We start from the raw sequence: 20,794 nt of genomic DNA on the forward strand, positions 1-20,794 counted from the left end.
GCATGTCCGCCGAGAAGTCGCCGACCGGCCCCGCAATCGAGGTTGAACACCTCACGGCGCGCTACGAGGACCGAACCATCCTCGACGACGTCAGCTTCGAGGTCCGCCGTGGCGAGCGTTTTCTCATCGTCGGCGGCTCTGGATGCGGCAAGACGACACTGCTCCGGCACATCGTCGGGCTGCTGCATCCGGCCCAGGGACGCATCTGGCTCGAGGGCGAGGAGGTCACCGCCGCCGATGAGGACCGGCTGCGCTTCATCCAGCGCAAGTTCGGGATGCTCTTTCAGTCAGGCGCCCTGTTTGCCTCGTTAACGCTCGGCCAGAACATCGCGCTGCTGTTGGAGGAGTACACGCGTTTGCCGCGGGAGACGATCGACCTGCTGGTTCGCATCAAGCTCAGCATGGTGAGGCTCGACGGGTTCGAGGAGTTCGCCATCTCGGAGCTTTCCGGCGGGATGAAGAAAAGGGCGGCGCTCGCGCGGGCGATGGCGCTCGATCCGGGCATTCTGTTCTTCGACGAGCCGTCGGCGGGCCTCGACCCGGTGACCGCCCGCGACCTCGACGAACTGATTCTGCAGATCAACCGCAGCCTCGGCACGACCATCGTGGCGGTGACCCATGAGCTGGCGAGCATCTTCACGATCGGCGAGCGCGCAATCCTGCTCGACACCGAACAGAAGGGCATTATCGCCGCCGGCACACCGGCCGAGCTGCGCGATAAGCATCCCGATCCGCGCGTCCACGCTTTCTTCAACCGGGAGCCGGGCGCGCTCTTTCGTGGACAGAGGAGGACTCGTGGCAACTGAGGCGCGCAAGTTCCAGGTGGGGTTGTTCGTTCTGACCGCCGTGACCATCGGGGTCGCCGCGGTGATCTGGCTCGGGGCCAGCCGCTTCTTCGAAAGGACGGACGAGTTCGTCAGTTACTTCGCCGAGTCGATTCAGGGTCTCGACCCGGGGGCGGCCGTGAAGTTCCGCGGTGTGCCGGCCGGCCGGGTCGCCGCCGTACGTATCGCTCCCGACGGCGAGCTTATCGAAGTGCGCATGGATGTCGACGACGCGGCCGCCGAGGTCATCCGTCGCGACCCGTCGCTGCGGGCGGCCCTCGAGCTGAGCGGCATCACCGGATTGCGCTACATCGAAATCGATCGGCGCACCGGTCAGGCCCTGGATCAATCGCCGGCCCTGACCTTCGAGCCGCCGGCCGAGTTGATTCCTTCCGCAAGGTCGAGCTTCAAGGCCGTCCAAAGCGCTCTGGGCGACGTGTACGACCAATTCATGGCCATGGACCTCCCCGACCTTGCCAACCAGGCACGCAACACATTGCAGGCGGCGGACTCGTTGCTTCGCGATCAACGCATCGGCACAGTCCTCACCAACGTCGAGTCGGTGTCGCGTTCCGCGAGCGATCTGACGAGGAATCTGGAGACCATGACCCGCAACGTTGCGTTGGCGCCGGCCGTCGCCAATGCCACAGAAGCCACGGCGGCAGCCAGGGATCTCTTTGCGAACCTGACCTCCGGTCCAACCGCCCACCAGCTCAACGACGCGCTCGAGCAGATCAATCGCCTCGCGCAGAGCGCGCAGCAGGTGGTGCTCGGCATGCAGTACACCATCGAGCGACTCGATCGGACCGTGGACAACCTGCAAACCCTTACCGACGAGGTCCGCAGCCAACCGTCGCTGCTGCTGTTTTCGGCGCCGCCGGCCTCCGGCCGCACGCGCCGGGGGGCGGACCGATGAGAGCGTTGCGCGGTCTCGTCGCGGCCACCTTGCTGATTGGCGCTGGGGCCGGGTGTATCAGCCTGACGCAACCGGCGCCCGAAGTGCGGGCGTACAGACTCGATTACCAACCGCCGGTCATCTCGGATCTGTCCCCGCTGCCGGTGACGCTGCGCATCGCCCCGCTCAGCGCCAACGCATTATACGACCGCCTCGCGATCGTGTACCGCGACGACCCCTACAGCACCGGGACGTACCTCTCCGATCGCTGGGGCGCGAGTCCCGGACAAATGCTCGGCGACTTGCTGGCGCGCGACTTCGCCGCCTCCGGTCTCTACCGCGCCGTGCAGCAAGGCCCCGCGGCGGTCAGTGGCGACTATCAACTCGGCGGCCAGATCGAAGAAATCGAGGAACGCGAAGTCGCCGGGACCTGCTCGGCCAACGCCCGCCTCCGCTTCCTCTTGCTGCGCACCGCAACCGGCTCGACATCGCCGGTGCTGATGCAGTCGACGTACGAAGAACGCGAACCGTGCGACTGCGCCGACGTCCGCGCCTTCGTTGCCGCCATGAGCGCCGGCATGGCGCGAATTTCCGCGCGCCTTCAGCAGGACGTTTACGCGGCGATCGCGAGAGACCGTTGAACGTCGCGCCTGCGTGACTCTGCACTGTCTCCGGTGTGCGCAGACGGCAGCTCGCGGCGCTGGTGTCGAGTCGACCGCCATCGCGGGGCACGGCTCCCGATTGGCCGGGCGCAGCGCGGCTCCGCGTATCACTCGTGCACGTAGCCGAGCGCGCGCAGTCGTTCCTTGAGCGCGGGGTCGTCCGCGGCCAACGGTTGCGATCGGTCGACTCGGTCGAAACGGAACCCCCCAATCGCTACCCCACCCTCCGGTTCGCTCAGTTCGATGGTCAGCTCGCGGCCAAGGTCGTACTCGCCGGCGTCCAACGGTGAACCCGGCGCTGCACCCGTCCCCGACAGGCGCACCGGCCGGTTGTCGCCGTTGGGAAGCCGCAACGTGAATCGGTTCTGGTAACCGCGGTCGCGGATCGGGTTCTGGTAGAGCTGCACGCTGACCCGGTACCGTCCCGGCACCCAGGGTGTCGCCAGTGTTAGAGGTGCCGGACGTTCACCGGGCTGCAGGGTCAAACCCGTGGAGCCCGCGGCCCAGCGATGGTCGTCGGCCCTGTCTTCGAACGTCGGGACGGAAGCCGTCCCGGGCTTTACGGGCAGCAGCGCCCCGAGGAAGGCGGGTTGGGGCAGAGCCGGATTATCGGGCAGCGCGAGTTCGTCGCGTGTGGCGTCTTCATACGCCTCTCGCAACTGGACGATGAGCGCCTCGCGCGTCGTGCCGTCGTCGATCGCTTCCAGACGCGGGTAATTGCGCGCGTCGGGAACCGGTCGATATAGCGGCGAGAAGGTGTCCGACCACTGGTCGTAATGGACCTCGGCCGCGGCCGTGTAAATCCCCCAGTATCGCGGGCTGAACGCGATACTCGTCCGCGACCGCTCGCCACCGGTGCCGCCCTTGCGCAACTCCGCACTGAGGTCGTCCCCATCGATTCGGTAGCGCCCGCGATCGGTACCCGGGGCCGCCAGCCCGAGGAGAGTGGGGGCGAGGTCGATGTGGCGGGTCACTCCGCCGTAGCGCCGGCCGGGGGCAGGGTCGCCGGGTATGCGGACGATCATCGGAATGTGCGTGAGCGCGCGCGGAACCAGAGGGCCATGGTGGCTATGCCACTTCTCCGGGCCCATTTCGTTGAACTGCTCGCCGTGGTCGGAGGTCACCACTACCACGGTCCGGTCGAGGACTCCGCGTTCCCGTAGTTCGTCGACCAGCCGTCCGATCCAGTGGTCGGTGTACATGATCTCCGAGTCGTAGCGGTTGTAGGCCTCCGGCCAGTCGGGCGCGTCCCGATACTGGTCGAACCCGGCGTGGTAATGGTAGGGCCCGTGCGTATCGAGCGTGTGGACGTAAAGGTAGAACGGCTGCCGCGCGCTTTGTGCGGCGTCGAGGAAGTCGTTCAACGCGGGCCAGAGTTCTTCGAAGAAGGCGTAGGCGCGGTCGGCGGTGGCGGGAAGAATCGCCCGCTTCTCGAAGCGGCGCACCAGTTCGGTCTCCTCGCAGAACAAGTAATGAGAACTGACGAGGCCCGTCAGGTATCCGGCCTGCCGAAAGGCGTCGGGGAGGACGAGCAGGTCGGCGGGGATGCCGCGCACCGGAACCGCCATGTACTTGTAACCGACCAACAACGGTGGCGTGAGCCGGCCGGTCTGCATCTGGCTGACGGATACCGGCGTTCCGGGGTAATGCGCGAAGTGGTGGTCGAAGACCACCCCCTCGCGCGCCAGTGCCTCGAGGTTGGGTGTGGTCGGCCGCGGGTAGCCGTACGGCGGGAGGCTGGCGGCACGCATGGCGTCGGCGAGGACGACCACGACGTTGAGGCGGTCATCGGGGGAGGCGGGAGCGCAGCCCGACGGCGAACAGCCGGAGACCGCACCCGCAAAGCTGACGCAGTAAGCGAAAACCCACTGACGGGCGCGGAAGCGGGCAAGCGAGTTCGAGACTGGCACGGGGAACGATACTCGATGGCGGGCGGCGATTGCTTCCACCGCTACCACGCGGGTTTGCGGAGGGCGAGAGGAAAGTGTTTGTTGTCGTTGTGCGACCGAGGCGATTCCGGACTTCTGCGGTACGTGCCGTAACGCGTTGACGAGCGTATTCCCGGATTTCGTTCCGTAAGGGACTCTTGTTGGAAGCCGATCGGCGACGATGATAAGGTGCCGGTGTGAGCACCGCGGACCTCTACGAAGAGACCATCGATGTGCCTCGCGCCGTTCGCTTCCCGGTGGAGCTCGTTCCACCCGAGGGCTTCGACCCCGGCGATCCACGAACATGGCCAAAGATCGACGGCCGCCTCGAGTACGCGAACGGGAGGCTGCTCTACATGCCGCCGTGCGGAGATCTTCAGCAGGATACGGTCACCGACCTTGCCGCTATACTGGCGGCGTGGGTTCGCACGCACCCGGACTTCGTGGCCGGCACGAACGAAGCGGGGATGCGGCTGGCCGAGGAGACCCGCGGAGCCGATGGAGCAATCTGGCGCCGCAAAGATCTGGCGGGATACTCGGGCGGATTCCGCCGCGTACCGCCGGTTCTCGCCGTGGAAGTGGCTGGCCGGGACGAAGACGAGGCTACTTTGCGCGGCAAAGCCGATTGGTACCTCGCCCGAGGGGTCGAAGTTGTCTGGCTGGTTCTCCCCGAACAGCGTGAGGTCGTGGTGCTCGTTCCCGGCAACGATCGACGCTTCCGCTCCGGCCAGAAGCTACGGCCTCATTCCGCGCTCCCCGGGCTCGAACCCGGCGTGGATGAGTTCTTCGTCCAGATATCGATCCGCTAACTACTGGCAGAGTACTGCGCGCTGCGCGGTGCGGGCCTACGTGGGCCATGCGAGACGGATGATCGGCTTCTTCGACGGATTGTCGGGCCGGCGCCGTTGACGACTTCATCGGCGCTCTCGACTACGACGGCCATCGTGAGTTAGACGAGAGCGTCCGCCGATGCGAGACGCGCAACGGTCCGATGGGAGAGCCCGTACAATGAGTGCGATTCCGAAACGCTCCGGGGGTTTACGATGAACCGCCTTTCGAAGGTCCTTATCTTCAAGTTGGTCGCGACGATATCGGTCTGGTGCATTCCCCTGATTTTCATGCCCGCGTCGTGGTTCGAAGCGGCAGGTTTTCCGAAGCAAGAGACCTACATGTTCGTTCGCATGCTCGGCTGGGCCTATCTGTCCCTGTGCGTCGTGTACTGGTTTGGCCTGCGGGCCGCACTGCGGGGCGAGCGGGAGATGGGTCCGATCTGGGTCGGCATAGTCAGCAACGTCGGAGCCGGCTTCTATCTCGGTTATTACGGCTCGGCGGGTGCCTGGGCGTCGTGGGGCGTGTTAGTCCAGTTCGTCGGTTGGGCTTCATTCGTGGCTGCGTTCGCCATTGCGCTGGGCTTGTTTGTGTTCGGCGTGATGGGGCAGTCGACGGGCGCCGGCGGGGACTAATGCGCGAGTCCGCGGGACACGAGGATGGAATCGGCGCGGCTTTCTGACGAACTCCAGGAACTGATCGCCCGTCTCCACCTGGAGCCGCACCCTGAGGGGGGCTGGTACCGGGAGGTGTATCGGTCGGCAATACATGTGCAAGCGCCGCGAGGTCCGCGGGCGGCGATCACGTCGATTCACTACCTGCTTGCGGCCGGGCAGTGCAGTCGGTGGCACGTCGTCGAGTCGGACGAGGTGTGGCATTTTTACCGTGGCCAGCCTCTCGACCTGTTCACGTACGTACCGTCCACGCGGGAACTGGTGCGCCGGGAGTTATGCGGGTCCGATGCCACCCGGCAGGTTGCTGCCGTCCCGGCCGGTGTCTGGCAGGCGGCCCGCCCGCAAGGAGCGTACACTCTGGTCGGGTGTACCGTGGGTCCCGGCTTCGCCTTCGAGGATTTCCGCTTCGTCTCCGCGCTTTCCGAGCACGTCGAGCATCTCCGCGGAGCCTTCGGCAATTACCGTGATCTGCTGTGAGCGGATGCGCCGGGGCCGGGCGGTGCGGGTCTTGACCGGCATAGCACGGCCGTGATGACTTTCCCGCCGTCAACGAGTCGAATGTCGGTGCGACTGGCCGCGACGGCGAGTTCGAATAATCGCCAGGAGGTACGTGCGCATGGGTATGACCCGAAACCGGCGACAGGCCGGGCCCTGGAAACCGGTCGCGGCACTCGTGCTGGCGGCCCTGGTGGTCGGCTGCGCGGCCGAGCCGCGTGGGCCGTGTACGGCGGCGTCGCCTCCGGGTACGGTCGGCTCGATTTGCGCCTTTCAGAACCCGGAGGACGTCGAGCCGGTGCCCGCCGCCGGCGTGTTGCTCGTCAGCGAACTGCGCCGCGACGGCAGTGGCGGTGCCCTCGAAGCGCTCCCGTTGCAGTCCGAGACGCCCGAAGCGGCGCGGCCTCGCCGTTTGTGGCCGACCGGCAACGCGAGCCGGGATCGGCAGACGGCCGGCGTGCCGATCGGCGATCCGGCATGCACGCAACCGCCGGCTGCGGACACCTTTGCACCGCACGGCATTACGGCGGCGCCGGCGGACACTCCGGGAGTCATGCGGGTTGCCGTCGTCGGCCATGGGCAGCGCGAAGCGGTCGAGCTTTTCGACCTGACCGGCACCGGCGACGCGGCGGCGCTCACGTGGCGCGGCTGCATCCCTTTGCCGCCGGGTATCGTCGGCAACGATGTCAGCCTTGCCCCGGACGGCGAGGTGGTGGTGTCGAACTACGCGCCGGCGCTGGTGGGGCTGGCGGGGCTCTATTACACCCTCAAGAGCGGCCTCGGTGGCAACACCGGCGACGTCATTGCGTGGCGCCCGAAGCAGGGGTGGCGGCACCTGCCGGGCTCGGCGTCGCCGGCGCCGAATGGTGTGCTCGTGTCGCCCGACGGGACCGTGGTCTATTACGCCGAGACGGGTTCGGGCCGCGTCAGCCGCGTGCCGCGTGCCGGCGTGCCCCCGGGCGGGGCACCCGAGTCGGTGCAGATTGGCGGTAACCCCGACAACCTGTTTCTCTCGCCTCGCGGCACTATTCTCGTCGCGACGCATACCGACGGCGCCGCCTTCCTTCTGTGCGCCTTCGGGCGTCTACCCTGCCGAACCGGCTGGGCGCTGTTCGAGATCGACCCGCGGACGATGCGCGCCACCGAGCTATTACGGCACGACGGCAGCGTCGTTGGCGGGGTAGCGTCGGCGGCTGAAGTGGACGGCACTACCTACTTCGGAGCTGTCTTCGACGACCGTATCGGCGTCTGGCGGCCGCAACGATGAGCGACCCGTTCGGCGAGCCGGCGGCACGGTGTGCGCATCTGCGCGGCGACAATCCGCTGCGCGCACTCACCGAGGTGATCGCCGCCGTGCCCGGGGGGATCAACCTGGGTCAGGGTGTGTGCGACCTCGACACGCCGCGGCCGCTGATCGATGGCGCCCTGCGCTCGATCGGCGGCGAAGATCGGCAGACGTACACGCACTACTCCGGCTTGCCCGAGCTGAAGAGCGCGATTTGCGCCAAGCTGCGGCAGTTCAACCGCCTCGATGTCGGCGACGACGAAGTACTGGTGGCCTCGGGATCCTCGGCGGCCTTTACGGCCGCCGCGCTCGCCGTGTTCGAGCCCGGGGACGAAGTGATCCTGCTCGAACCCTTCTATTCGTATCATCGTTCCACCCTGACGTTGCTGGGCTGCGTGCCGGTGTTCGTCCCGCTGCGAGGCCCGAGCTTCGATCTCGATCTCTACCGTTTGCGCGCCGCCCTGGGGCCGCGCACGCGCGCTCTGGTGATCAATACACCCGGCAATCCGAGCGGGAAGGTCTTTGCGCGCAACGAGCTCGAGGCGATCGCTGCGGCGCTCGCCGGGACGCGCGTGATCGTCTTCACCGACGAGGTGTACGAGTACATGTGTTTCGACGGCCGGCAGCACGTGTCGCCGGCGACCGTCGCCGGACTGGCCGACCGCACGCTGACCATCGGCAGCTTCAGCAAGACGTTCTCGATCACCGGCTGGCGTATCGGCTATCTCGCCGGACCGCATCCGGTGGTCGAGATGGCCGGGCGAGTGTTCGATCAGATGGCCGTGTGCGCACCGCGTCCTCTGCAGCGCGGCGTCGCCCGGGCGCTGCGCGAACTGCCGATGTCGTTCTACGCCGACCTCGGCACCACCTACGAGGGAAAGCGCGACCGGTTCTGCGCCGCGCTGGCCAGGGCCGGCTTCCGGTTCGCGAAGCCGGCGGGAGCATACTACGTGCTGGCGGATTACCGGGACGTGCTCGGAGACATCGAGCCCTACGCGGCGGCAATGCAACTGATCGAGCGCATCGGCATAAACGGAGTTCCGGGCGACGTGTTCTACGGCGACCCGGCGGGTGTGCGCTCGCTACGTTTCCAGTTCGCCGTGGAAGCGGATGTCCTCGACGAGGCGTGCGAGCGCTTCGCCCGGTTGCGGTAGCGGTGTCCGCTACCGCCGGTCTGCCCCCGGGGTCCCGGTCAGATAAGCGACGACGGCAGCGTCCTTGAGCGTTTCGGCCGCAATCATCGGTACGGCGGCGCTGCACGCGGAGCGCGGGTTCGGGCCGGAAGCCCTGGCTTGCAGGCCACGGACGCCGTCGTCGCCGGTGCGTACGCGATAGTCGACGATGCATTCGAAGGCGCCGAATTTGCGCACCAAATCGACATACATGACAGCCAATTCCAGCCGGCGAGCGCCGTCCGGCGTCACCGCGATCTCCTGTCTTTGGATCTCTTGTACGAGATCGTGCACGGCCGCGTGGGTGAACTCCGCATAGTTGATGTCGAGGTCGTACCAGCCGACATCGTAGCTGCGCCCCGCAGTCTCCACGCGGGCGGCCTGAACGCTTACGGACTCGCGGACCATGAGGGGCGGGACGGCTCCCTCGGTGAACGGCTGCTTGCGCAGGTTCAGGTGTTGGGTACACCCGGCGATGACCAATCCGGTCAGGCCGGCGGCGGTAATCCATTGCGCGCCGCGACGATAGGGGAGGGGTCGCGTCATGGGCTTACCCTCGCGTTGCCAGGAGCTGCGCGACGGCTTCTCGAACCATCGTATCCGGCCCGCCGCTGCCGAACCTGGTCCGCGACACCCGGCTGGTGGCGAGGAGCAAGTTGGTGGCCGGATCGCGGAGGTCGATGCGCAGGGTCAGGAGATAAGAGGTTACATCCCAGGTCCAGGTGTCGTCGTAGGTGACGAGGACGTTTGCATCTCCCGGTGCCGGCAGCGCAATGCCTGTGGTTGCGGTAACGCCGTGCTTGTCGAGTTGCCTTGCGATCAGCGCGCACAGGTTGCCGTCGTCGGCGACGTGACAGGCGACGTAGGCCGTCTTGAGTTGTCGGAGGTCGGTGCCCGGCAGCGTGGCCGACTCGAGGTCGGAGAGGCCGCAGCCGCCGATGGCGGCGACGAGAAGAAGCAGCAGTATTCTTCCGGAACCCATGATGCACCCCGCCGCACCTTACGCCATGTGAGGCAGGCTGACCAGTCGGATCGTGAGTCGCGAGGCGGAGGCCTTCTCTAACCGGGGCGGCCGTACTCGGCGCTGGCCGCGACGAAGGCCTCCATGTTTTCGGGCCTGGCGTTCATGGGTGCGTCGCAGCCGGGACAAAGGAGGAGCCCGGTCGGGCCGACGTCCCTAACGAGGTCGCGGACGTAGGCGTAAACCTGGTCCGGCGTGCCGGTGGAAAGGAGGGGGGAGGGAACGTCGCCCATAAGCGCCATGTGGTCGCCGAGGATCTCTTTGGCGCGGCGGATGTCGGTCCAGCCGTCGAGGTTGAGGATGCAGCTTTTTGCCGGAAACTCGCGTAGGCGCCGAAGATCCCGGGTCCAGTCCTGATCGAAATGGAGCACGGAAACGATTCCTTCAGCGGCGAGTTGCGTGACCATATCGTGGTAGTACGGGAAGACGAAGGTCTCCCACATTTTCGGGGAGAGCATGGCGCTGGCGGCGCGCCATCCGCCGACCCAGGTGGCGGAAATGCCCGACTGGCGGGCGGCGGCGATGCCGATGCGAACCAGTTCGGGCTGCATGACGTCGAAGGCGGCTTTCACGGTATCCGGAATGCTGTGAAGGTCGACGAAGAACTCCTCCAGGGAGCGCCCGCCGCAGAGGCATTCGAAAGGTATGGTCGTGCCGCCGCAGGAGACAGGGACGTAGCCCCGGCTCTGGAAGCGCTCGACAACGCCGGCGGTGTGGGTCTCCAGCCACGCGAGGTGATCGTAGACCTCCTCGATGGCGATCACGCGCGGCATGTACTCGGTCAGGAATTCCCACCAGCCCCGGTTGATGAGGGTGTCGTAGTCGGCGCGGGTCATGACCTCGGCCTCTTCCACTTGCCACAAACTGTCGGGTGGCAACTCGCGGCCGGGCAGGGCGACGTGGGAGAACCACGCCATGGTGAGAGGGACAGCGACACGGCCGGTGGGAACGCTGTTGATGCCGTCGACGCCCGAGCCGAGGCGGTCCATGGCGTCGAGAGTGACGTCGACGCGCAGGTCGGGATCGGTGCAGAAGTCGGCTATGGACGCGCCTACGTAGCGCGGTGCGAAGGCGGTGCCCATGAACACGCAGGGGATGCGCTCGACGGGCTCCAGGGCGATCGTCTTGCGGACGCGTTCGGCACGTTCGCCGTAAAGGGGGTGGGGCGCGTTCGTCGCCGTCGATCCCGAGCGCGGGTACGGGGAAGAATCCACAACCGATACACGGTTCACTTGCACTTTACGGTCCGCGGGTTGGTCGATTCGCAGGCGTCGGTGCTGTCGACGAAGCAGCGGTCGCCGATCTTGACCGTGACGGTGCTGGCGGCGCCGGCGGTGAAGCCGGGCAGGTCGAGGAGACGGGCCTGGAACTTGTACTGGGCCGTCAACCCGTCGGAGGCGACATTGATCAGGCCGCTCTTGAGGCCGCCCAGTTCGTAGGGCTTCTCGCGGTCGCTGTAGAGGAATTTCCGCCCGTTCGGCTTCACCACCATTCCGCCGATGGGAATGGTTACCTGGTAGCGTGCGTTCTGCCCGCCGTCGGTCACGCGCACGGTCACCTCGGTTGCGGCCGGGTCGATCGATCCCACGGCGGCCAGAGAGATAACTCCGCGCGTGAGCACTTCGTCGCGGGCCGGATCGTCGGAGAGGCGCGCCTTGGTCTGTCGCGTCTGTCCGGTCGACGCGACTGTCAGCGCCGGCGAGCAGAGGGCGCAGTCGCCCTCGTCGGTGGCGCCGTCGCAGTCGTTGTCGCGCAGGTCGCCGCACTGCTCGGGCGCACCCGTGTACGCCGTCGGATCGTAGTTGTCGCAGTCGCTGGGCGGCAGCACGCCGTCGCCGTCGCAGTCATCCGGCGCATTGCACGGTGGCGTGAGGGGGAGCGTGGCGGATGCCATCGCGATCGGGGCGCCCCGGCCGGTGTCGACCCATGCCTGGTGCAGGATATCGCCCCAGGCGTCGGTGACGTTGCCGTCGCGCAGCGTCTCGATGTAGTGCCGAGGGGTGTTCTGGTAGTACAGGGTCACCTCCGCCCGGTTGGCGATCGCCGGGACGGTAAACGGCCGGTCATCCCAGTACTGGCCGTCGGCGTACGTCCAACCGACCACGGGTGCGCCGCCGGCTTCGTAGGTCGCGTTGGCGAAACCGCGGGGCGGGATGCGGTTGTCGAGTACGATCGTGTCGGCCAGCGACATATGCGTGGTCTCGCCGAGGGGCAGGCCGGTGGCGAGAGCGGCGAACGCGCTGAGGCCGACCTTCATTTCGTAGACGGTGGTCGATGCGGTATCGAGCTCGGCCTCGGTCTCGTCGTAGTGGCCGTGCTCGGTAAGGAGGCCGGCAACGCCGTAGAATTTGACGTTGAGCCAGACCCGGCGGCCCTCGATGTGTCCGGTCGGCAGTTTGTGGCCGCTTTCGTTGGTGACCCGCACGTTCAACGTCGCGCCGGTCTGACCGAGGGACAGCGAGGCCGCTCGTTCGAGCATCGAGACTGCCTTGGCGCGGTTACGGGCGATCGCCGCCTGGTCGACGGTCGGGTCGTCTTCGGTGAACTTGGCGATGAGGTCGAGTACCTGCGCGGCCGCGCCGGCGAAGTCGTGCCGGCGGAGGTCGCTGCGTACCGGGCCGCCGTTGCAGCCGGCCGACGTGGTACGCGGCATGTGGCAGCTCTGACAGGTGTCGACGACCGTAACGCCGTCGCCGCCGAATCGGCCGCCCATGTCGACGCCGGTGGCCGCGAAGGCGCTCAGCTTCCATTCGGTGTACGTGCGTTCGAGCGGGAATTGCTGCCACGGGTCTTCGTCGGGTGTCGGCGTGTCGAGGCTGTTGTAGAGGTACGTACCGTCCGGTTGCTTGCTGATGGCCACATTGCCGACGTCGTGGCAGGTGCCGCAAAGATCGCTGCTGCGGTGAAACGCCGACTGGATCCAGCCGTGCGACGCGGCCGGCGTCGCGTAAGGGCCACGTCGCGTCCCGGTGGGATCGAGTACGAACATGGAGTTCCCGTAGAAGGCCGGCACTTCGGCCAGGCCAGCGAGGATCGCCACGTCTTCCACCGGACTGATGCCGGGTTTGTAGAGCGGGTCGACCATGGAATGGCAGAAGTGGCAGGTCACGCCGTCGCGATCGGTGTCGTTGAGGGCGCTGCCGTCGGTCGGGACAACGTTACCGGTTACGAAGCTCAGCGGTACGTGGCAGCGCATGCAGTAGTAGCCGACGTTGGCGACGTCCTGGTTCGCCGTGGTCATCTGCGCGTAGAAGAGCGGATCGCGGCCGGCGTGGGCCATGAGGCTTCCCTGCCAGGTGTCGTAGGGCGAGTTTTCGAGGCTGAAGCCGCCGTGACAGCCGGCACAGGACGGCGACGTCGAGAGCACGCCCGGGGGCACGTCGCCGACTTGGGTGCCTGACAAATGGAAGTCGTTAACCGTCGCCTCGACGAGCGCCGCGCCCGCCGGGGCGGCGCACAGCACCGTTCCGACGAGCGCTGCGTACACTACGATGCCCCGGCCGATGAGAACTGATACTCGATTCACGCTACCCCCGATCCCCGTCAAGAAAGCTGCTGCTCGTCCTGGCCAAACCTTGCCCGCATGTCGCCCCGTCTCGGACATCCTCCGTCCCTTCGTCCATCCCCACCGTTGTCCGCGCACCTCACCTACACATCTGCAAGCCAGCTTGTACTGTGCCGGGGAACCGATTTCCAACGGTTTTCTTCGCATCCTGATTTACGAATTCCGCGTTTGTGTGCACGGTGCGAAGAAATCGGATGGGGAGGGCGAGGCTCCGGCCGAGCCGCGTCGGTCTGAGGACGGCTCGGCGGGAGCCTTGCCCTCCCCCGGACACGTTCGGTCATATGTTGGGTGGCGGGCGAAGCCCGCAACCCATTGCGGAATGCGGAATGCGGATTGCGGAATGCGGAACTCATAAATCCGTCGTCCGCAATCCGAAATCCGCATTCCGAAATTCTTCGCACCATGCGACGAACTCGCGAACTAGTAGCACAGGACGGGCTCGGCTTTCCCGCCACGCCTCGACCGAGAAGGCCATCGATGGCTCCGTTCCCTCAGGACACTGGCTGTCCGCCATCACCGGTTCGGCCGGTGTCGGTGTTGATCCCCGCCTTCGATCCGGGCATCTACCGGCAACGGGGTGGCGCGCTCGGTCTGCCCCGCCCCAACGGACGAACAGGCACATGGCGAAGCTCGAACACCTGACCACCGGCGCAGCCGTCCGCGGTATCTTGCCCGACCGCATGGTGACGGTCGTCCAGACCCAGTGGTTCGGCAGCGACGCCGTTGAGCTGACCTACAAGGACCCCGCTGGGCGCGTCGCCAGCGAGCTGCTGTACCGCCACGACGAACCGCGCCTCGAAGTCGTCGAAGAAGGCCGCCCGTGGAGCTTCGACGGCGATGGCGCCCTGTTCCGCCTCGTCTCCGAAGCGCACCGCATCCGCCTCGCCCACCTCTTCGACCCCGTGCTCGCCGTCCACACCTCCGTCGTCGACCCGCTGCCACACCAGATCACCGCCGTCTACGAAGTCATGCTCCAGCGCCAGCCCCTGCGCTTCCTGCTGGCCGACGACCCCGGCGCCGGCAAGACTATCATGGCCGGCCTGCTCATGCGCGAGCTGATCGCCCGCGGCGACCTGCAACGCTGCCTCGTCGTCTGCCCCGGCAGCCTCGCCGAGCAGTGGCAGGACGAGCTGTACCATCGCTTCCAGCTCCCCTTCGAGATCCTCACCAACGACAAGCTCGAAGCCGCCCGCACCGGCAACTGGTTCCTCGAAACCAACCTGTGCATCGCCCGCCTCGATAAGCTCTCCCGCAACGCCGACGTACAGGACAAGCTCAAGGCACCCGACTGCCGCTGGGATCTGGTCGTCTGCGACGAAGCTCACAAGCTCTCGGCCACGTTCTTCGGCGGCGAGATCAAGTACACGAAGCGGTACAACCTCGCGCAGCTCCTCTCGACCCTGACCCGCCACTTCCTGCTGATGACCGCCACCCCGCACAACGGCAAGGAGGAGGATTTCCAGCTCTTCATGGCGCTCCTCGACGGCGACCGCTTCGAGGGCCGCTTCCGCGACGGCGTGCACAAGGCAGACGTCTCCGACCTCATGCGCCGGATGGTGAAAGAGCATCTGCTCAAGTTCGACGGCACGCCGCTCTTCCCCGAGCGCACCGCCTACACCGTCCCGTACAAGCTCTCCGACGCCGAGGCGCGCCTTTATAAGGAGGTCACCGAGTACGTGCGCGAGGAGTTCAACCGCGCTGAGGCCCTCCAGAACGACAAGCGCGCCGGCACCGTCGGCTTCGCCCTCACCATCCTCCAGCGGCGCCTGGCGTCGTCGCCCGAGGCAATCTACCAGTCGCTGCGCCGGCGTCGCGAACGGCTGGAGAAGCGCCTGCGCGAAATGGAAGTGCTTCAGCGCGGCGGGCAGGTCGCCGTGGACGCGACCGGCGGCGGCAAGCTGCTCGACCCCGACGACGTCGAGGATCTCGACGAGGCCCCAGACAACGAGGTGGAGGCCGTCGAAGAAGAGATCCTCGACCAGGCGACCGCCGCCCGCACGATCACGGAGCTGAAGGCCGAGATCGGGATGCTGGGCCGACTGGAGGCGCTGGCGCAGACGGTGCGACGCAGCGGCGAGGACAAGAAGTGGCGGGAGCTGGCGACCCTGCTGCAGGAAATCTTCTCGCCGACGTCCAGTGCCGACCAGAGCGCCGAGGGGAAGCCCCCGCCGTATGGGTCAGGCCCGATTCCCCCGCCGAAGCCGTCACCGCACCAGAAGCTCGTCGTCTTCACCGAGCACCGTGACACCCTGAACTACCTCGAACAGCGCGTCACCACGGTGCTCGGGCGGAAGGACGCCGTCGTCATCATCCACGGTGGCATGGGTCGCGAGGAACGGCTCAAGGCGCAGGAGGCGTTCAAGCACGATCCCGAGGTGCAGGTGCTCCTGGCGACCGACGCTGCCGGCGAGGGCATCAACCTCCAGCGGGCGCACCTGATGGTCAACTACGACCTGCCCTGGAACCCGAACCGGATCGAGCAGCGGTTCGGGCGCATCCACCGCATCGGCCAGACCGAGGTGTGCCACCTCTGGAACCTCGTCGCCGAGGAAACGCGCGAAGGCGACGTGTACCGCACGCTGTTCGGGAAGCTCGAACACGCCCGCGCGACGTTGGGCGGGCAGGTGTTCGACGTGCTGGGGAAGCTGCAGTTCGACGGCCGGCCGCTACGGGACCTCTTGATCGAAGCGGTCCGCTACGGCGACCAACCCGAGGTCCGAGCGCGACTCACCCGGGCCGTGGCCGACGCCGTGGACACGGGCCAACTGCAAGACCTGATCGAGGATCGTGCCCTGGTCCACGATGCGATGGATGCGAGTCGGGTCTACCGCATCCGCGAGGAGATGGAGCGGGCCGAATCGCGGCGGCTGCAGCCCCACTACATAGAGTCGTTTTTCCTCGAAGCCTTCCGGCGGCTCGGAGGGACGGTCCGGCAACGCGAACCGCGCCGCTACGAGGTGACGCACGTGCCCGCGCCGATCCGCAACCGGGATCGCTTGATCGGGATTGGTGAGCCGGTTCTCCCACGGTACGAGCGGATCGCCTTCGACAGGGACCTCGTCGCGCCACAAGGCCAGCCACTCGCCGCCTTCATCCGGCCCGGCCATCCGCTGCTCGACGCCGTCCTCGACCTGACACTCGAACGGCACCGCGACTTGCTCCGGCGCGGTACCGTGCTGGTGGATGAGCGTGATCCCGGCACCAGCCCGCGTGTGCTCTTCTACCTTGAACACGCCATTCAGGATGCGAGTGTCACCCGGACTGGCGACCGGCGAGTCGTCTCGAAGCGGATGCTGTACGTGGAGATTGACGCCACCGGGTCGGCACGGCACCTCCAGTACGCCCCGTACCTTGACTACCGCCCGTTGGCGGACGATGACCCGAAGGTGGAGGCGATCCTTGCCCGTCCCGAATGTGCGTGGATCACCCGCGAGATCGAGCAGCAGGCACAGGGATACGCCGTCGCCCACGTCGTCCCCGAGCATCTCACCGAGGTGCGCGACCGGAAACTGGAGCTGCTGGCCAAGACCGAGGCCGCCGTGAAGGAGCGGCTGACCAAGGAACTCAGCTACTGGGACAGCCGGGCCGAGGAACTGAAGGTGGAGGAGCAGGCCGGCAAGCCCAACGCCCGCCTGAACTCCGGCGAAGCCCGCAAGCGCGCCGACCTACTGTACGACCGGCTCGAAAGGCGCATGGCTGACCTGAAGCTGGAGCGACAGATCGCGCCGCTGCCCCCGGTCGTCATGGGCGGAATGCTAGTAGTGCCGGCGGGGCTGATGGCCCAGATGTCAGGCCGAGCGGGGGACCCGTCCGCCTTCGCCAAGGCTTCGGCGGACAGGCAGGCATCGGCAGCGCGGGCGCGGACCATCGTGATGGGGGTGGAACGAAACCTCGGGTTCGAGCCGGCCGACCGGGAAGTCGAGAAGCTCGGCTATGACGTCGAGAGCCGCGTACCGGGCACGGGCCGGTTGCGGTTCATCGAGGTCAAGGGTCGGGTGAGCGGGGCTGATGTTGTTACGGTGACTAGGAACGAAATCCTGTACTCCCTGAACAAGCCAGACGACTTCATCCTGGCCATCGTGGAGTTCCTCGACGCCGACCGGCACCGGGTACATTACGTGCGCCGGCCCTTCCAGCGAGAGCCGGACTTCGGGGTGACAAGCGTGAACTACAGCTTCACGGAATTAATCCAAAGAGCGGAACCGCCCCGATGACGTTGCGACCCACGCGAAGCAGAGCTTTTCCCGTCCGACCTTCTGGACATCAGAGGAACGCAGCCAGACGTGAGCGCCAGGATTGTTACGGGGGCGAGTTTGCCCGCGATCTTCTTCTAAGGGGGTGACATGCGCGCGAAGCAAGAGCTCTCAAGCGAGACAGCCGCCGGCTTACTATCGCTAGCGCGGGATGCACTCGGAACGTTCACTCGGTGGTTTTCGGATCACGTTGATCCTCTCGCCCGAGCGTCCTATCCCCTCGAACGCGCCGCTTGGCAGAAAGAATTAGATCTGATCACCGATCTCATGGACCGTCCCGAGCGCATCCGAATTGCTTTCGTGGGCACTACCGGCGCGGGAAAGTCCACTTTCCTCAATGCGGTCTTGGGCCAAGAAGTCCTACCCGTCGGTGTCATGCAGCCGTGTACCTCGTTCGTCACCTCCGTAAGGCACTCAAGCGACCACTGTCAGGTCAGCGTTCGCTTCTCATCTCGCGAGGAGTGGGACCGAGACCTCGAAAACCTCATCGCCGCCTTCAGCCCGGGCGAAACGGATGAGCCGCCAGAAGGCCGCGCGGAGTCCCGACGCCTCATGGAAGCCGCACGAAAACGCATTCAAGCCGTCTACGAGACTACGCTCACAGAGAAGACCGACGCCGCCTCTCTGCGCAAACTCACCCTGCCAACCGCCGCGCGTGACATCTTCGATGCTGGCTCGGTCGCCACCAACGACTTCGCAGACGCCAAGGAGATGCTTGCCTACCTTCGCAAGCTCATCCGGGGGGAGAGTTCCCTCTGGCCACTGGTGAAGGAAGTCAGCGTGGCGGGGCCATACCCTTGCCTGACGGGCGGATTGGAACTCGTTGATCTACCCGGCCTCAACGACCCGAACGAGGCCCGCGTAGAGGTGACACGCGAATATCTCAGAACGTCTCCGTTTGTGTGGGTCATCTTCTCTATGGTTCGCGGCCTTACCGAAGACATCCAGCGGATTCTGCGCGACGAGAAACTTCTGCGAACTCTCGTGTTGAGCGGCACCTATGGCGCGCTCTCCCTCGTGGGGACAAAAGCGGACGACATCGACACAAACAACGCCCCCCAACTAGGGCTGGAAGAGGACTGTTCTATTCCTGATTTGATCACAGCCTATCGGGAGCAGACCGTCACGCAGGTGCGCGAACAGCTTGAGCAGATGGTTCGTGACCTCGCTTCTCCAGATCACCACGACCCGACCCTTCAGCGAATGATCGCGCTCGCCCGCGAAGTCCGGGTCCACGCGACGTCAGCCAGTGCCTACATTAAGCTGAAGGGCATTGCTCCGCTGAGGAAGTCCTATGGCCTCGACACCGCGGATGACACGGGAATTCCGCTCGTTCATCAGCATCTGGCGGAGATAAGCGCAGCCGCCGCAGGCGATTTCAACGCCCAATCCGCCTTGAAGCGGCTCGAACAGTTGCGCGATGAGATCGCCTTTTTTTTTCGTGGAAAGGCACAGCCTCCCACTGCCGAATTGGAGGAGGCTCGCGGCAGATTCCACAGAGAGCGAGAAGAACTCAGTCAACGAATTCGCGATGCCCACACCCGGGCCAGCGACCAACTCAAGCTCAAGCGTGAACAGTTTCTTGAGAAGATTGACCCACTTTTTCGCGCGAGCGTTCAAGGGGTTAACCGAGCGACCGTAGGGTGGACGGGAATCCACTGGGCGACCCTACGGGCAATCGTCCGAAGCAACGGCGTGTTCAAGAGCCCAAGCACCGGTCGGTCGTTCGACCTGAACGGGGACTTGGCCGAGCCGTTGCTAGACCAACTCCCCGTCACATGGGAGAAGTATTTCACCGACGATCTAACCCGAACAACCGAGGAGTTCAGCGTACGCGTCACAGAGTGCTGCAAGAGCTTCTGTGACAAGATCACCCTCATCGTCGAACTAATGTTCCACAAGGGCGTGAAGGGCGTAAGCGATCAACTGCGGTGGTTCCAAGACAAGGTCGCCTTGTTGTCGAACTCCTCCATGACGAGGGTCGTCGCACTGGTTCGGGAGCGACGCGCGGAACTCGCTGCAAAAATGCCGGAAGTAGCTCGCGGGTGCATGCAACCAGCATACGATGCCTCCAAGCAGGAGGCCGGGACCGGCATGAAGCAGCGAATCCTCCAGCACATCCAATCGCAAGCAACTGCGTCTGCACGACCGATCTTTTCCACGATTCATTCTGATCTATTGGAGGGCCTCACCGACCTTGAAGTGCTGATTGCCGGCATGCTGAGCGATCTTGCGAAGGCCGCAGAGGAGCAAGCTCGAAGCGTATCCCACAACGCGAACCTCGATGTGGATGAGGCTACGATAGATCCGGTTATCGCTGGACTACTAAATGCCCTCCCGAGTGTGCAATGAGTGGCCGTAAGAAACTCATCGAAGTCGCCCTCCCGCTCGACGCCATCAACAAGGCGTCGGCTCGGGAGAAGTCGATCCGGCACGGCCATCCGTCCACCTTGCACCTCTGGTGGGCACGGCGGCCGTTGGCAGCGGCCCGGGCCGTGATCTTCGCGCAGATGGTCGACGACCCGTCGGCGTGCCCGGACCTCTTCCCGACCGAGAAGGCACAGGAGAAGGAACGCCAGCGGCTCTTCAAGATCATCGAGGACCTGGTGCAGTGGGAGAACACCACCAACGAGGCGGTGCTGGAGAAAGCACGCGCCGAAATCTGGCAGAGCTGGCGACGAGCGTGTGAGGATTTCAGGAAGCGGGAAGCGGGGAGCGGGAAGCGGGAGGCAGGGAGCGGGAAGCGGGGAGCGGGAAGCGGGGAGCGGGAAGCGAGGAGCGGGGAGCGGGAAGCGCGGAGCGGGAGAAGGAAGCCGCTCCCTGCTCCCCGCTCCCAGCCGCTCCCTGCTCCCCGCTTCCCGCTTCTCTCTTCAACCCCGACAAGCTGCCTGCCTTCCACGATCCGTTCGCCGGCGGTGGGGCGCTGCCGTTGGAGGCACAGCGGCTAGGGCTGGAAGCGTATGCCAGCGACCTGAACCCCGTGGCCGTGCTCATCAACAAGGCGATGATCGAGATCCCGCCGAAGTTCGCCGGACAGCCGCCGGTCAACCCGGAAGTGAGGAGTGAGTGGAGAGGAGAGAGGAGTGAGTGGGAAGTAGGGAGGAGTGAGTCGGAGGTACAAACCGGGCACATAGGTAACAGATTGGACCGGGCACATGGGTAACACCTACAGGCATGGGCACCAAGGAGGTG

General features: G+C 65.8%; 15 protein-coding genes and 2 pseudogenes. 12 read left to right on the forward strand and 5 right to left on the reverse strand.

Annotated elements, in window-relative coordinates; translation table 11 throughout:
- Positions 1-2: 2 nt before the first annotated feature.
- From L6Q96_02135 to L6Q96_02145, 3 genes are read left to right on the forward strand one after another with little or no spacing between them, the layout of a single operon-like run.
- A complete protein-coding gene (locus L6Q96_02135) occupies positions 3-806 on the forward strand; it encodes an ATP-binding cassette domain-containing protein (protein ID MCK6553377.1) in 804 nt (267 codons plus the stop codon).
- Positions 796-1,740, forward strand: a complete 945-nt coding sequence (locus tag L6Q96_02140) for an MlaD family protein (protein MCK6553378.1) — start codon at positions 796-798, stop codon at positions 1,738-1,740. The genes L6Q96_02135 and L6Q96_02140 overlap by 11 nt, the downstream gene beginning before the upstream one ends.
- Positions 1,737-2,360 carry an ABC-type transport auxiliary lipoprotein family protein gene (locus L6Q96_02145; protein MCK6553379.1) on the forward strand — a complete coding sequence of 208 codons (624 nt, stop codon included), beginning with the start codon at positions 1,737-1,739 and terminating at the stop codon, positions 2,358-2,360. The genes L6Q96_02140 and L6Q96_02145 overlap by 4 nt, the downstream gene beginning before the upstream one ends.
- A gap of 128 nt (positions 2,361-2,488) precedes the next feature.
- On the opposite strand, the gene L6Q96_02150 is transcribed toward L6Q96_02145, so the two are convergent.
- On the reverse strand, positions 2,489-4,291 hold the full coding sequence (locus L6Q96_02150) for a sulfatase (GenBank protein MCK6553380.1): 1,803 nt from the start codon (positions 4,289-4,291) through the stop codon (positions 2,489-2,491).
- 215 nt (positions 4,292-4,506) lie between these two features.
- Here L6Q96_02150 and L6Q96_02155 point away from each other — a divergent pair, with 215 nt between their 5' ends.
- The 5 genes from L6Q96_02155 to L6Q96_02175 all read left to right on the forward strand — a co-directional run bounded on the left by L6Q96_02155 (position 4,507) and on the right by L6Q96_02175 (position 8,745).
- Complete coding sequence (locus L6Q96_02155; GenBank protein MCK6553381.1) at positions 4,507-5,118, forward strand: Uma2 family endonuclease; 612 nt, start codon at positions 4,507-4,509, stop codon at positions 5,116-5,118.
- Between the two features lie 234 nt (positions 5,119-5,352).
- The gene (locus L6Q96_02160) at positions 5,353-5,772 is read left to right on the forward strand and encodes a hypothetical protein (GenBank protein ID MCK6553382.1); all 420 of its coding nucleotides are present in this window, start codon (positions 5,353-5,355) and stop codon (positions 5,770-5,772) included.
- Positions 5,773-5,796: 24 nt separating this feature from the next.
- Complete coding sequence (locus L6Q96_02165; protein MCK6553383.1) at positions 5,797-6,288, forward strand: cupin domain-containing protein; 492 nt, start codon at positions 5,797-5,799, stop codon at positions 6,286-6,288.
- A 139-nt stretch (positions 6,289-6,427) separates the two neighbouring features.
- On the forward strand, positions 6,428-7,573 hold the full coding sequence (locus tag L6Q96_02170; protein ID MCK6553384.1) for a hypothetical protein: 1,146 nt from the start codon (positions 6,428-6,430) through the stop codon (positions 7,571-7,573).
- Entirely contained in the window at positions 7,570-8,745 is a 1,176-nt protein-coding gene (locus L6Q96_02175; GenBank protein ID MCK6553385.1) for an aminotransferase class I/II-fold pyridoxal phosphate-dependent enzyme, read from the forward strand. Before L6Q96_02170 ends, L6Q96_02175 begins: the two co-directional genes overlap by 4 nt.
- Positions 8,746-8,754: 9 nt before the next feature.
- Here the strand turns inward: L6Q96_02175 and L6Q96_02180 are convergent, their stop codons facing one another.
- From L6Q96_02180 to L6Q96_02195, 4 genes are all read right to left on the reverse strand, one after another.
- Positions 8,755-9,309, reverse strand: coding sequence for a hypothetical protein (locus L6Q96_02180; protein MCK6553386.1), 555 nt, complete (start codon positions 9,307-9,309; stop codon positions 8,755-8,757).
- Between the two features lie 4 nt (positions 9,310-9,313).
- Positions 9,314-9,745, reverse strand: a complete 432-nt coding sequence (locus L6Q96_02185; GenBank protein ID MCK6553387.1) for a DUF4136 domain-containing protein — start codon at positions 9,743-9,745, stop codon at positions 9,314-9,316.
- A gap of 77 nt (positions 9,746-9,822) precedes the next feature.
- Complete coding sequence (locus L6Q96_02190; GenBank protein ID MCK6553388.1) at positions 9,823-10,998, reverse strand: hypothetical protein; 1,176 nt, start codon at positions 10,996-10,998, stop codon at positions 9,823-9,825.
- Between the two features lie 14 nt (positions 10,999-11,012).
- Positions 11,013-13,310 carry a putative metal-binding motif-containing protein gene (locus L6Q96_02195; GenBank protein MCK6553389.1) on the reverse strand — a complete coding sequence of 766 codons (2,298 nt, stop codon included), beginning with the start codon at positions 13,308-13,310 and terminating at the stop codon, positions 11,013-11,015.
- Positions 13,311-13,969: 659 nt separating this feature from the next.
- Between L6Q96_02195 and L6Q96_02200 the strand changes: the two genes are divergently transcribed.
- The 4 genes and pseudogenes from L6Q96_02200 (at position 13,970) to L6Q96_02215 (ending at position 20,657) form a co-directional block, all read left to right on the forward strand.
- Positions 13,970-17,563, forward strand: a complete 3,594-nt coding sequence (locus tag L6Q96_02200) for an SNF2-related protein (GenBank protein MCK6553390.1) — start codon at positions 13,970-13,972, stop codon at positions 17,561-17,563.
- Positions 17,564-17,692: 129 nt separating this feature from the next.
- The gene (locus L6Q96_02205) at positions 17,693-19,954 is read left to right on the forward strand and encodes a dynamin family protein (protein ID MCK6553391.1); all 2,262 of its coding nucleotides are present in this window, start codon (positions 17,693-17,695) and stop codon (positions 19,952-19,954) included.
- Positions 19,951-20,289: pseudogene (locus L6Q96_02210) on the forward strand (DUF1156 domain-containing protein). Before L6Q96_02205 ends, L6Q96_02210 begins: the two are co-directional and overlap by 4 nt.
- A 179-nt stretch (positions 20,290-20,468) precedes the next feature.
- A pseudogene (locus tag L6Q96_02215) lies at positions 20,469-20,657 on the forward strand (DNA adenine methylase).
- Positions 20,658-20,794 lie beyond the last annotated feature (137 nt).

It is taken from the genome of Candidatus Binatia bacterium (assembly GCA_023150935.1).
Lineage (GTDB): Bacteria > Desulfobacterota > Binatia > HRBIN30 > HRBIN30 > JAKLJW01.